The sequence below is a fragment of the Clostridioides sp. LIBA-7602 genome (assembly GCF_056688945.1).
This window is the reverse complement of sequence record NZ_CP196991.1, coordinates 3,217,128-3,230,551: the sequence shown is the minus strand read 5'-3', so window position 1 is coordinate 3,230,551 and position 13,424 is coordinate 3,217,128. Positions and strand designations below refer to the sequence as shown.

Here is a 13,424-nt window from a genome sequence, read left to right as displayed (position 1 = left end):
ATTTTCAGCTATGATAATAATTGGAGGTTTTCAGCTATGGATGATATATCTCAAGATAATTTTCTACTATCTAAAGAGTATGAGAATAGTTTAGATGTAGATACTAAAAAAGCAAGTGGAATATACTATACGCCTAAAATCATTGTCGATTATATTGTAAAAAAAACTTTAAAAAATCACGATATAATTAAAAATCCATATCCACGGATACTCGATATTTCTTGTGGGTGCGGAAATTTTCTTTTGGAAGTATACGATATTTTATATGACTTATTTGAGGAAAATATCTATGAATTAAAAGAGAAATATGATGAAAATTATTGGACTGTTAATAATATACATAGTCATATATTAAATTACTGTATATATGGTGCTGATATTGATGAGAAAGCTATAAATATATTAAGAGACAGCTTAATAAACAAAAAGGCAGTAAATGACTTAGAGGAATCTGATATAAAGATTAATCTATTTTGTTGTGATAGCCTAAAAAAGAACTGGCGATATAAGTTTGATTACATAATTGGTAATCCACCATATATTGGTCATAAAAAACTTGAAAAGAAATATAAAAAATTTCTTCTAGAAAAATACAGTGAAGTTTATAAAGATAAAGCTGACTTGTATTTTTGTTTTTATAAAAAGATTATAGATATCTTGAAACAAGGAGGAACTGGTAGCGTTATAACTCCAAGATATTTTTTAGAAAGTTTATCTGGTAAAGATTTAAGAGAATATATTAAATCAAATGTCAGTGTTAAAGAAATAGTAGATTTTTTAGGTGCAAATATATTTAAAAATATAGGGGTATCTAGTTGTATACTTACTTTCGATAAGAAAAAATCAAAAGACAAAGCTATAGATGTATTTAAAATAAAAAATGAAGATATATGCATAAATAAATTTGAAACGCTAGAAGAACTTTTAAATAGTAATAACTTTAATTATTTTAATATAAATCAAAGTTTATTATCTGATGAATGGATACTTGTAAATAAGGATGATGAAGCTTTTTATAATAAGATACAAGAAAAATGCAACTATAGTTTGGAAGATATAGCAATAAGCTTTCAAGGAATAATCACAGGCTGTGATAAAGCATTTATTTTGAGTAAAGATGATGTAAAATTGAACCTTGTGGATAATAAATTTTTAAAATATTGGATAAAAAGTAAAAATATAAATAAATATATAGTAGATAAAAGTGATTATAGGTTAATATACTCAAATGATATAGATGATGAAGAAAAAAATAAGAAGATACTTGATGAGATTATAGGAATATATAAATCAAAACTAGAAAACAGAAGAGAATGTAAAAGTGGAATAAGGAAATGGTATGAACTTCAATGGGGCAGAGAAAAGCTTTTCTTTGAAAGAAAAAAGATAATGTATCCTTATAAATCCAAAGAAAATAGATTTGCCATAGACTATGATAATAATTTTTCAAGTGCAGACGTATATTCTTTTTTCATAAAAGAAGAGTATTTAGATAAATTCTCATATGAATATCTAGTTGGAATTTTAAATTCCAGTATTTATGATAAATACTTTAAAATAACTGCTAAAAAAATGAGTAAAAATATATATGATTACTATCCTAATAAGGTTATGAAGATAAGAATTTTTAGAGATAATAATTATGAAGAGATAGAGAGTTTATCAAGGCAAATAATATCAATTTTATTAAATAAATCTATAGATAAAGAAAAGGTAGAAAGATTGCAGATAAAAATGGATAACTTAATAATTGATTCTTTAGGTATATAAGTATCCATAAATATGAAAAAAATTGAAATGTTAATTATTTATCTAAATTTTGAATAAAAAGTTAACCATATAAAAAAATATTAAAGATATATACTTTTCAATGTTTTTTTGATAAAATAAAAATAAATTTGTGCAATTTTATTTTTCTCCAATAACTAAAAATAGTTTTTTGAATTAATATTTGCTGAGAAATAGAAATCAGAAATGTTTTTAATATAGTAGGTGATAATATGAAAGGATTAGTTTTAGAAGGTGGAGGAACAAAAGGAGCCTATCAAATAGGTGCATATAAGGCTTTAAGAGAGCTTGGGATAGAGTTTCAAGGAGTAACTGGCACATCAATTGGTGCTTTAAATGGAGCATATATAATTCAAAATGATATTGAAGTAATGGAAGATATTTGGTTAAACTACGATTATACTCACTTTATGAATATTGATAAAGATACCTATGAGAAATTTAAAAATGTAGATTTCACTACTAAAAATATCAACGCACTTATTGAACTTATAAATAAGGCTAGAAAAAATGAAGGTATAGATATAAGCCCTATGAGACAACTAATGGAAACTACATTAAATGAAGATATAATACGAAAATCAAAAAAAGACTTTGGACTTGTTACAGTATGGTGGGATAAAAAGATTAATCCACACCCATTGTATATTGAAGATATGCCACAAGGGAGATTGATTGATTATTTAATTGCTAGTTCTAGTTTGCCTATTTTTCAATCAAATATGATGGATGATAAATTATATCTTGATGGAATGTTTTGTGACAATATGCCAATAGGACTTTTAGAAGACAAAGGGTATGAAGATGTTGTTGTGATTAGATTGATTGATGATTTTCTTGGAAAGATGAATCTAAATAAACATCAGAATATAAATATAAAAACTATAATACCATCAGAGTATCTGGGAGGTTCTCTTAATAAAGATAGAGACAATGTAGAAAAAAATATTAGATTGGGTTACTTGGATACTATGAAAGCATATGAAAGATGCAATGGGATTAAGTATTATTTTGATGTAGAATATAAATATAATGAAGAATATTGTTTTGACAAGTTTAGAAGTATGAGTAATGAAACTGTACAGTGTATTTGTAATTTATTAAACATAAAAAGAGATGCTTCACTTAGAACTATTATGGAAAGTGTAATACCAAAGCTTGGTGAAGTGCTTGGATTACCAAAGAATTTTTCATATAAAGATTTATTTTACTGTATATATGAAAAAAAACTTGAAGAAAATAGCATAAATAGAATAAAATTATATGATTTTAACAAAGTTTTAGATGTTGTAAATACAAATATTGATTCTAATAAAAATTTAGCTTCTAATTTTGAAATTAGACCTAAAATTAGTATTAAAAAGAACAAAAATACAAAATTATTGACAAATTGTATTATAAAAGACTTAAAAAATCAAAGTTAAATAAAAAACAAAAAAAAATTTGTAATTATACTCGAAAAAAGTGTATATTAGTAGTATAATATTTTTGTAGCACTAGTGGGAACAAAAAATGACCATAGGACAAAAAAGTACCACTAAGTACCATTAAAGTAAAAAATAGGAAAACAATTTTAAAAAATATAAAATGTAAAGTCTATAGGAGGATTAAAAAAATGGAAAAAATAGTTAGTATCAAAAATGCAAGTGGATTACATGCTAGACCAGCAGGAATGTTTGTTAAGAAGGCAGCTGAATTCAAATCAACAGTAGAGGTTGTAGCAAAAGACAAAACTGTAAATGCAAAATCAATAATGGGAATAATGAGTTTAGGTTTAGCTCAAGGAGAAGAATTAAAGTTAGTTGTAAATGGAGACGATGAAGAAGTAGCTTTAGCTGCAATGGTTGAATTAGTTGAAAGTGGATTTGGAGAGTAGATATAATAATTTTTTTAAGTTTAATATTTGTAATCTAATCATTACTTAGAGTAAAAGTAACAGAGAAGCATTAAACATATACAGATTAACGTTTGTAGATATTTAATTTCTTTGTTACTTTCATGTTTATTTAATCAGAAGATTAAGACTATTGTTAATTGGGTATGAAAATACAAATATTTTAGAATATGAAATAAGATATTTTTAATCATAAATTTAGTATGAAAATACAGAAGATATTTTTTAGGAGGTAGGGTTATGGCTTACAAAGGAATAGGTGCTTCTCCTGGTGTTGCTTTAGGGAAAGCGTTAGTAGTTGAGCATAGTGAATTAGTAATTGAAAAGAAATCTATAGATAATGTTGAAGCGGAAATTGCTAAATTAGAAAATGCAGTTGCAGTTTCTAAAGAAGAATTAGTAAAAGTTAAGGAAAAGGCTTCTGAAGAATTAGGAGCAGAAGAGGCAGAAATATTTGAAGCACATTTATTAGTTTTAGAAGACCCAGAGTTAATTGGTTCTGCAATAGATAAAATTAAAACTGAAAATGTAAATGCAGAGTATGCTTTAAATGAAATAAAAGAGATGTTTGTTAGCATGTTCGAGTCTATGGATAATGAGTATATGAAAGAAAGAGCAGCGGACATAAAAGATGTTACAAATAGAATACTTAGACATATATTAGGAATTAAAGTTGTTGATTTATCTGCTTTAAGTGAAGAAGTAGTATTAATAGCACATGACTTAACTCCATCAGACACAGCAACTATGAATAAAAAAATGGTTTTAGGATTTTTAACTGATATAGGTGGAAGAACTTCTCATACGGCTATCATGTCTAGAACTTTAGAGATAGCTGCAATCGTTGGATTAAGTGATATAACTTCAAATGTTAAGGATGGAGATTTTGTAGTCTTCAATGGAGATACTGGAGAAGTAATCGTTAATCCAGATGAAGAGACTATAAATAAATATACTGAGTTAAAAGCTAAGTATGAAGAAGAGAGAAAAGCATTACAATTATTAAAGGGAAAAGCATCTGTAACTTTAGATGGTAAGCATGTAGAACTAGCTGGTAATATAGGAACTCCTAATGATATAGAAGGTCTAATAAAGAATGATGCAGAAGGTGTTGGTCTTTATAGAACAGAATTCTTATACATGGATAGAGATTCTTTCCCAACTGAAGAAATACAATATGAAGCTTACAAAGCTGTACTAGAAGGAATGGATGGGAAACCTATAGTTATAAGAACACTGGATATAGGTGGAGATAAAGAATTAAGTTATTTAAGTATGGAACCTGAAATGAATCCATTCTTAGGTTATAGAGCAATAAGACTTTGCTTAGATAGAAAAGATATATTTAAGACTCAATTAAGAGCTTTATATAGAGCAAGTGTTCATGGAAAACTAAGAATCATGTTCCCTATGATTTCATCTTTAGAAGAATTATTACAAGCTAAAGAAGTTGTAAAAGAAGTTTTAGCAGAACTTGATTCTGAGGGTGTAGCTTATGCTAAAGATGTAGAAATTGGTATGATGATAGAAGTACCATCTGCTGCTATAATATCTGATGTATTGGCTAAACATGTAGATTTCTTCTCTATAGGAACTAATGACTTAATTCAATATACTTGTGCAGTTGATAGAATGAATCAAAAAATAAGCTATCTTTATAATCAATTTAATCCAGCTGTTTTAAGACTTATAAAGACAGTTATAGATAATGCACATAAAGAAGGTAAATGGGCAGGTATGTGTGGAGAATCTGCTGGAGACCAAAAAATGATACCAATACTTTTAGGTATGGGATTAGATGAGTTCTCTATGTCTCCAATATCAATACTTCCTGCTAGAAAGTTAATAACTTCAGTTAAAGAATCTGATATGAAAAAATTAGCTGATGAAGTACTTAATATGGGTACTGCTGAAGAAATAAAGAAATATATTGAAACTAGTTTTAATATGTAATTATTAAATTATATCTACATAAATACTTATTTAGGTAGATTATAGATAATGAAAATTATTTAATGAATGAGTAAAAGCCATAGTTTGTCTATATACTATGGCTTTTTTATTGTATAATTTAATGTATTATAATATTTATGGTTTGGTATTAAGGATATAGTCTGCATCTAATAAATATTTAATGGAGGTATACAATTTGAAAGGTATAAAAACAAAAGTATTTATCATAGCTATGCTTATTTTGAGTTTTGTAATATTATATTTAAATACAAAACCCAATTTAATAAATGATAAACATGATAAAAAAATATATTTAGATTTAAAAGATACAAAAAAAATAGAAATTTACAGTAATACTAGTCAAGAAAATGATTCTAAGCCAATTTTAATTTTAGATAAACATTTAATAGATGAGATACTAAATTATTTAAATGGTGTAACGTATTATAAAGATAAAGATAAGAATACGAATGAAGTTATATTAAAAAGTCAAAGTATAAATTTCTATAATGGTGATGGAGAACAAAAAATCATAAGTTACTCATATGATAGTACACATAATGTCGGAAATATTGAATATAATAATGAAAAATTTAATGTACCACATGATTTCTTTAGGTTGATATCATCACTTGAAGAATTTAGACCTCAATATTCGAAAGTACCTAATGATGTAAATGAACTTTTTAAAAAGTATAACTGGACACCAAGTTTTTTAATATCATCTCAACAAAAAACAATTCCAAATAATTTTAAGTATTCATCAGAAGATACAGTAGAGAAGTTATACTGGGCATATAATATAGAGCTATCTAAAGATATAGGTTTAGACTTTTCAAACTTAAAATCAAAAGAGATTACTGCTGAGATATACAATTTAACTGAACCATTATCAGATGAACTTGAAGATACTCTATTAAGTACTAGAGGTATAATAATAAGGTATGAAGGAAAAATTGTAGGAGCGTATATTGATTCTGGAAGGCATGAAGGGAACGCTATTAGCTTAAAAAGACATAGTTTTAAAGAAGTAACAAAAGAAGACTTAAGTTCATGGATAGAAGATAATTGTATAGATAAGTCCAATTCTTTATATATAGATGTATCAAAGTTAAGCAATGAAGATTTGATAAAAATGTATATAAAGGCTATAAAAGAAAATAATGCAAAAGTTTTATTAACTACTATGGATGTAGAAAGTAAGATAAACACTCTATTTATCAATTTGGATAATCATAAGCTTTTTAATGATACTAAGTTTGAGATGAATTTACCAGATTATATTGATAATGATAAAATTGTATATATGGAAAATGTGGATTTAAAAGAAAATGGAAAAAGATGTTATAATGTGGTATTTGGGGGTAATGATATAATGAGTGACACTGGAAGAGGAAGTTTTTCTGATATCAATATTGATATTGTAGATGAAAAAGGAGTGTGGAAAGTGTCTGGATTTACAAAATAAATCTAAAATAAATATTGTTAAAAATTAATATTGTATTGAAAAATAATTAAAAGTATTTAATAATAGAATTAGGGGAAGACTAAGTTTGTAAGTAGAAAATAATTAATTAATATTTAATAAAATAAATGTGATATCCAAATAAATCCTGAATCTAATTTGAGTTTTAATATAGATAGTCTAAAGTTTGATTATTAAAGATTTAATTGTAAGTTGTTACAGTTGAAGATATTGATGTAGAGATTAAAGTTTAGAATAGAAAGTTACCTTAAATTTAAAAATGCAAGATAACACAATCTAAAAATTATAATCACTCAATAGGTTTATGGATTTATTTGTTTATTATAAATGAATGGGAGTAGATTTATCTACTCCCATTTTGTATACTATTATTAATTTAATTAACAATCTTAGCTAAAATTATAATACTAGCTAAGATTTTCTGCATTATTAGTAAATAATTTTTTTATATCATTATTTCTAGTATTTAAATCATTACTAGAATTATTTGTTTTTTTCATAATTAATGAGTAACGTTTTTTATTTATAAAAAAGATTAAAATCTTATCATCGTCAAAATTGTATTCTTTGTATCTATCAATAGACTCATAACCTAAATTTAGAATGTTCTTATCCTTTATACTATCTACATCTAAAATATATGATGGGTCAGCCTTTAGTAATATATTAATTAAACATTTTTCTTCACCAGCACAGAATAACTCCATCTTATTTGATATAGACTTAGATTGTTCTGAAGTTATTTTTGCAGGAATAAGATTATTATTATCATCTCTTAAAAGATAACCATGTGTGTCTTGTTGATATACTAAATTAACCTTTTTCTTAGGGACACTAATTATTTTATCTAAATGCACATAATGATGATTTTCAACAAATCCTTCATTTAATATTTCAACAAAGTTGTCAATCTTACCTAGACAAAAAGATTCTATAGATTCTTTACAAAATTTATTTGTAAATGGTATGATGTTTACGTTTTCCTCATCTGTATTCCATGCTATTGCATAATCTAACGAATATACTTCTTCCTCTATATCTGCAAAATTAAATTGTACTATGTTTCCTTTCAAAATTACTCGACCTCCATCTTATAATATATTTAATATACTTTATAAAACTTATATTATATTTAAATAATATCATAAATTGGATAATTATGATATAGTAAATAAGAAAAAAATTGAAAAAAATCACTATAAATGAGTAATAAATATAAATAGTGTATACTAATGGGATGGAAACTGTCCACTATTAAATTTATTACCCCACATATGTAAAATAAATTTATTAATATAAAATATAATCTATCGACAATGAATGGACTTTTAAAGGAACTTAATATAAAATTAATTAAATAAATACTTAAAAACGATTTACTTTAATGATAAAATCGTATTAAAGGAGGTTAATTTTATGGATATAAAAAATAAAATTAAATCTATATTTTTACCAGAAAAAGATGACTATTTAGATGATGAAGAATTTGAGGATGATATAGAGAATAATGAGGAAAATTCAAAGGAAGAAAGTAAAGTACATTTAAATGACTTAAGCAGAGTAAAATATGATTACAGAGAATTGAAAGACATAGAAAATCAAACAGAGGAAATGTGTTTACTAGCAGTAAAACAGGATGGTACTATAATTGAGTTTGTAAAAGATAAGACTTATGGAGTATGTATGGAAGCAGTTAAACAGACATACAAGGCTCTTAAGTATATAACAAATCAAACAGAGGATATTTGTATAGAAGCAGTCAAGCAGAACTACAGAGCCTTGTACTACATAAATGACAAGACAGATAATGTATTAATTGAGGCTATAAAAAATGCATCTACTCATGATGTCATGGAAGTTTTTAAATTTGTAGAAGAGCAAACTGAAGATGTGTGTCTAGCATTTATAGAAAGGGCATCAAAAAATGATGTTGCAGAGATACTTAAAGATATAAAAGAGCAAACTCCAACTATATGTTTAGAAGCAGTAAAAAAAGATGGAAAATCTCTAGCTTATGTTAAAGAACAAAATAATAGTATATGTTTAGAAGCAGTAAAAGAAAATTATAGTGCACTACCTTGTGTAAAAGAGCAAACAGAAGAAATATGTATAGAAGCAGTAAAACAAAATGATTTTGCATTGTATTATGTAAATGAGCAGACAGAAGAAATATGTATAGAAGCAGTTAGAAGAAGTTATATGGCACTACAATATGTAAAAAAACAGACAGAAGATATATGTATGGAAGCAGTTAGAAATGATGGAAGAGCGTTACAATATGTAAAAGAGCAGACAGAAGAAATATGTATAGAAGCAGTTAGACAAAATGGGAAAGTCTTGCAATATGTAAAAAAACAGACAGAAGATATATGTATAGAGGCAATAAAAGGTTCATTTGAAGAACTTCAAATAAAAGAAATATTAAGTTATGTAAAAGTTCCAACAGAAAGAGTTTTTGTAGAAGCAGTAAAACAAAATGGAAAGACTCTTAAATATATAGAAAATCAGACTGAATTAATGTGCATAGAGGCAGTAAGAGAAAATTATAATGCTTTACAATATGTAAAGAAACAAACAGAAGAAGTTTGTTTAGAGGCAGTAAATCAAAGTTATGAGGCCCTTAAATATGTAAAAGAGCAAACAGAAGAAATTTGTTTAAAAGCAGTAAAGCAAGATTATAGAATGTTGAAATATGTGAAAAAACAAACAGAAAAAGTGTGTCTAGAAGCAGTAAAACAAAATTATAGAGCTTTGGAATTTGTTGATAATCAAACAGAAAAAATTTGCTTAGAGGCAGTAAAACAGAATAGAAAAGCACTACAATATGTAAAACAAAAACAAAGTTGAAATATATAGAAGAATATCTGTAAATAAATTAAAAACTGATATTTTGTACTGTATAAAGACACCTAGCTTATAGTAATAAGTTAGGTGTTTTTATGTATATAAAAGATAGTAAAACTATTTTATTATAATTATTTTGTTATATAAAGAATATCTAAAAATTTATATAGGTCTTTTTTTGACCAGTTTTACAATTTTAACAACTAGTTTTGTAAAGTATATTGAATTTTCTCAAAAAAGAAGGTATTCTATGTATGTAAAATTTTTTTGGAGGTAAAAATGTTTAAGAAATATGCTGATAAAATGACATCTGTTTTAATCTGTAATAATATGATAGATAATAATGAATCCAGAGTTTACTCTTATGGATTTGAAATATTAATGGCTTTTATAGTTAATATAACGACCATGCTGCTCATAGGTTTTTTATTTGGTAAATTTACATATATATTGTTTTTCTTGATGTGCTACTGTCCAATAAGACAATTTTCAGGAGGGTATCATGCAGACAATTATTTTAGATGCCTATTGACTTTTGTTTTTATAATTTTGTCTACAATATTAATTATAGAAAATCTAAATATATACTTATTTAAAAATATCATTATGATTATTGCTAGTATTAGTTGGATTGGAATTTGTCTTCTCTGTCCAATAGAGCATAGAAGTAATCCTATTAGTGATAGAGAAAAATCAACTTACAAAAAAGTTGCTGTATTTATATCTACAGTAGTGTTATCAATGACAGTTTTAAGTTTTTTATTAAATATATTTGTAGATTATTTCATATATAGTGTATTTGCTATGTTTTGGATATTTATAATGTTGGTATTAGGAAAATTAAAAGCTAAGAATATAAGTAAAATATGTATGAGGGAGAATTAAGTTATGAAGAAGTTTATTGTAAAATTTATGAAATTTGCTAGTTCATTAGCACTTAGCACTGCTATATTGTCAGCTAATAGTACTTGTCCATGGATTATACATCAGCCTAAAGTTCCTGAAGAAATTAAGACTTTAAAGAAGAAAAATTAAACACAAGCAATTATTTATATAAAATTATTATAAAAAAGGAATTATTATATTTTAATAAGGTTAAAACCATATAAAACTAGATACAAAATTTATTTTACGGGTGTATAATATATATTTGATAGTGTATTAGTGTGCCAATTTAGGGGGATATAGTGTATCCAATGAAATGACTTACGATTAGTAAGTCATTTTTGTATTGTATGTATTTTAGATAAACTTATGATATAATGAAGGGTAAAGTTTAATTAAAATAATAAAAAACTTTAGTATAGATAGTAATTTAGGAGGTAGGTTATGAGTATGATACATAAATTTTCTATGAATGGATATAATATCGTTTTAGATGTGAATGGTGGAGCTGTTCATGTATTAGATGATGTTGCATACGACTTATTAGACTTTTATAAAGAAAAAAGTAAGGAAGAAGTATTAGATGTATTAAAATCTAAATATGAAGAAGAAAAAATAAATGAAGCATATGAAGAAATATCAAATTTAGAAAAAGAAGGTCTTTTATATACAGAAGATACATATCAATATCATCCAAGTTTTGTACATAGAGAACCTGTGGTAAAAGCTTTATGTTTGAATGTAGCACATGATTGTAATTTAAAATGTAAATACTGTTTTGCAGCTCAAGGTGACTTTGGTGGAGAAAAAGAACTTATGAGCTTTGAAGTAGGTAAGTCAGCAATAGACTATTTGATTGCTAATTCAGGCAGTAGAAAGAACTTAGAGATAGATTTCTTTGGTGGAGAGCCTTTGATGAATTTTGAAGTTGTAAAACAGTTAGTTGATTATGGTAGAAGTATTGAAAAAGATTATAATAAAAATATAAGATTTACAATAACTACAAATGGTGTACTATTAAATGATGAAATTATAGATTATATAAATGAAAATATGCATAATGTGGTTTTAAGTTTAGATGGAAGAAAAGAAATTAATGATAATATGAGACCAACTTTAAATGATAAAGGGAGTTATGATATTACATTACCACGATTTAAAAAGCTTGTGGAAAAAAGAGCGAAAGATAAGTATTACTATATAAGAGGGACATTTACAAGAGATAATTTGGATTTTGCTAAAGATGTTATGCATTTTGCAGATTTAGGCTTTAAATTAACATCTGTAGAGCCAGTTGTTGGAGATGAAAGTAATCCATATGCACTTAGAGAAGAAGATTTACCTAAGATATTTGAAGAGTATGAAAAGTTTGCTGTGGAGTATGCAGATAGACAATTACAAGGAGATGGATTTAAGTTTTTCCATTTTATGATAGATTTAAATCAAGGACCATGTGTAATAAAGAGAATAACTGGATGTGGTGCTGGAAATGAATATCTTTCTGTAACACCAAATGGAGATATCTATCCATGCCATCAATTTGTTGGAAATGAAGAATTTAAAATGGCAAATATATTTGATGAAGAAATTGTACTTCCAGAAAGTTTAAAAAATATGTTTAGAGAAGCTCATGTATATACTAAAGAAGAGTGTAAACAATGTTGGAATAAGTTTTACTGTTCAGGTGGATGTCATGCAAATGCAATAAACTTTAATAATGACATATCAAAACCATATGAATTAGGATGTGAAATGCAAAGAAAACGTACAGAGTGCTCTATAATGATACAAGCTAAGTTAATGTTAGAAGGAGCAACTAACTAAATTTATATCTTAAAGGAGTTGTTTATATATGATTAGAGATTATTTGGAAGATAAGCCTTTAATTGATGAAAGTGTATTTGTGGCAAAATCAGCAGATATAATTGGAAACGTCAAAATAGGTAAGAATTCAAGTGTATGGTATAATGCGGTAGTTAGAGGAGATGAAGGACCGATAACTATTGGAGAAAATACTAATATACAAGATTGTTCTATAGTTCATGGAGATGCAGACACTATAATTGGTAACAATGTAACAGTCGGGCATAGGTCAATAGTTCATGGTTGTAAAATCAGCGACAATGTTTTGATTGGTATGGGTTCAATAATATTAGATAATGCTGAAATAGGAGAATATACTTTGATAGGAGCAGGTACATTAATTACATCTAATAAGAAGTTTCCACCAGGTGTTTTGATAATGGGGTCTCCTGGTAAGGTTGTTAGAGAACTTACAGAAGAAGATAAAAGATATATTGATGAATCATATGAATGGTATCTAGAAGCAGCACAAAATCAAAAATATTAAATTAAAAGGTGGTTGTTTCAAAACATACTTAAATCTGTTTTGAGGCAACCACTAATTTATTTTATTAAATTTAGTTGATATTTTAGTTTTAAAAAAGTGTCTGATTAAAATAGGTATAAAATGTCAAAAATAAAAATTAACTGAGTTAAATAATTTTAATAAAATTACTAGTATATGTGATAAAATTAAATATTAAAGAGGATATTAGAATATCAATTGGTAGG

11 protein-coding genes are annotated in these 13,424 nt (G+C 26.0%); 10 read left to right on the top strand and 1 reads right to left on the bottom strand.

Annotated features, from left to right (window positions below; translation table 11 throughout):
• Positions 1-36: 36 nt before the first annotated feature.
• The 5 genes from ACTG45_RS15295 to ACTG45_RS15275 all read left to right on the top strand — a co-directional run bounded on the left by ACTG45_RS15295 (position 37) and on the right by ACTG45_RS15275 (position 7,103).
• Positions 37-1,770, top strand: coding sequence for an N-6 DNA methylase family protein (locus ACTG45_RS15295; RefSeq protein WP_479919297.1), 1,734 nt, complete (start codon positions 37-39; stop codon positions 1,768-1,770).
• A gap of 230 nt (positions 1,771-2,000) precedes the next feature.
• Positions 2,001-3,212, top strand: coding sequence for a patatin-like phospholipase family protein (locus ACTG45_RS15290; RefSeq protein WP_021385709.1), 1,212 nt, complete (start codon positions 2,001-2,003; stop codon positions 3,210-3,212).
• 191 nt (positions 3,213-3,403) lie between these two features.
• Positions 3,404-3,664: an HPr family phosphocarrier protein gene (locus tag ACTG45_RS15285; protein ID WP_021385729.1), complete on the top strand. Its 261-nt coding sequence runs from the start codon at positions 3,404-3,406 to the stop codon at positions 3,662-3,664.
• A 258-nt stretch (positions 3,665-3,922) separates the two neighbouring features.
• The gene (gene ptsP / locus ACTG45_RS15280; RefSeq protein ID WP_479917322.1) at positions 3,923-5,635 is read left to right on the top strand and encodes a phosphoenolpyruvate--protein phosphotransferase; all 1,713 of its coding nucleotides are present in this window, start codon (positions 3,923-3,925) and stop codon (positions 5,633-5,635) included.
• 196 nt (positions 5,636-5,831) lie between these two features.
• Positions 5,832-7,103: a DUF4830 domain-containing protein gene (locus ACTG45_RS15275; protein WP_479919296.1), complete on the top strand. Its 1,272-nt coding sequence runs from the start codon at positions 5,832-5,834 to the stop codon at positions 7,101-7,103.
• 425 nt (positions 7,104-7,528) lie between these two features.
• On the opposite strand, the gene ACTG45_RS15270 is transcribed toward ACTG45_RS15275, so the two are convergent.
• Complete coding sequence (locus tag ACTG45_RS15270; RefSeq protein WP_479917320.1) at positions 7,529-8,194, bottom strand: hypothetical protein; 666 nt, start codon at positions 8,192-8,194, stop codon at positions 7,529-7,531.
• A 343-nt stretch (positions 8,195-8,537) separates the two neighbouring features.
• On the opposite strand from ACTG45_RS15270, the gene ACTG45_RS15265 reads away from it, so the two are divergent.
• From ACTG45_RS15265 to ACTG45_RS15245, 5 genes are all read left to right on the top strand, one after another.
• A complete protein-coding gene (locus tag ACTG45_RS15265; protein ID WP_479917319.1) occupies positions 8,538-9,968 on the top strand; it encodes a DUF4116 domain-containing protein in 1,431 nt (476 codons plus the stop codon).
• 276 nt (positions 9,969-10,244) lie between these two features.
• On the top strand, positions 10,245-10,850 hold the full coding sequence (locus tag ACTG45_RS15260; RefSeq protein WP_479919295.1) for an accessory gene regulator ArgB-like protein: 606 nt from the start codon (positions 10,245-10,247) through the stop codon (positions 10,848-10,850).
• Positions 10,851-10,853: 3 nt separating this feature from the next.
• Complete coding sequence (locus tag ACTG45_RS15255; protein ID WP_021385659.1) at positions 10,854-11,000, top strand: cyclic lactone autoinducer peptide; 147 nt, start codon at positions 10,854-10,856, stop codon at positions 10,998-11,000.
• A gap of 294 nt (positions 11,001-11,294) precedes the next feature.
• Positions 11,295-12,674 (top strand): thioether cross-link-forming SCIFF peptide maturase, encoded by a 1,380-nt coding sequence (gene scfB, locus ACTG45_RS15250; RefSeq protein ID WP_479919294.1) that lies wholly within the window; start codon positions 11,295-11,297, stop codon positions 12,672-12,674.
• Between the two features lie 28 nt (positions 12,675-12,702).
• Positions 12,703-13,200, top strand: coding sequence for a gamma carbonic anhydrase family protein (locus ACTG45_RS15245; protein ID WP_021385726.1), 498 nt, complete (start codon positions 12,703-12,705; stop codon positions 13,198-13,200).
• The last annotated feature ends 224 nt before the right edge of the window (positions 13,201-13,424 follow it).

Coding starts and splice junctions, on each gene's coding strand:
- ACTG45_RS15295 (WP_479919297.1), top strand. CDS start 37: ATGGATGATATATCTCAAGATAATTTTCTACTATCTAAAGAGTATGAG.
- ACTG45_RS15290 (WP_021385709.1), top strand. CDS start 2,001: ATGAAAGGATTAGTTTTAGAAGGTGGAGGAACAAAAGGAGCCTATCAA.
- ACTG45_RS15285 (WP_021385729.1), top strand. CDS start 3,404: ATGGAAAAAATAGTTAGTATCAAAAATGCAAGTGGATTACATGCTAGA.
- ptsP (WP_479917322.1), top strand. CDS start 3,923: ATGGCTTACAAAGGAATAGGTGCTTCTCCTGGTGTTGCTTTAGGGAAA.
- ACTG45_RS15265 (WP_479917319.1), top strand. CDS start 8,538: ATGGATATAAAAAATAAAATTAAATCTATATTTTTACCAGAAAAAGAT.
- ACTG45_RS15260 (WP_479919295.1), top strand. CDS start 10,245: ATGTTTAAGAAATATGCTGATAAAATGACATCTGTTTTAATCTGTAAT.
- ACTG45_RS15255 (WP_021385659.1), top strand. CDS start 10,854: ATGAAGAAGTTTATTGTAAAATTTATGAAATTTGCTAGTTCATTAGCA.
- scfB (WP_479919294.1), top strand. CDS start 11,295: ATGAGTATGATACATAAATTTTCTATGAATGGATATAATATCGTTTTA.
- ACTG45_RS15245 (WP_021385726.1), top strand. CDS start 12,703: ATGATTAGAGATTATTTGGAAGATAAGCCTTTAATTGATGAAAGTGTA.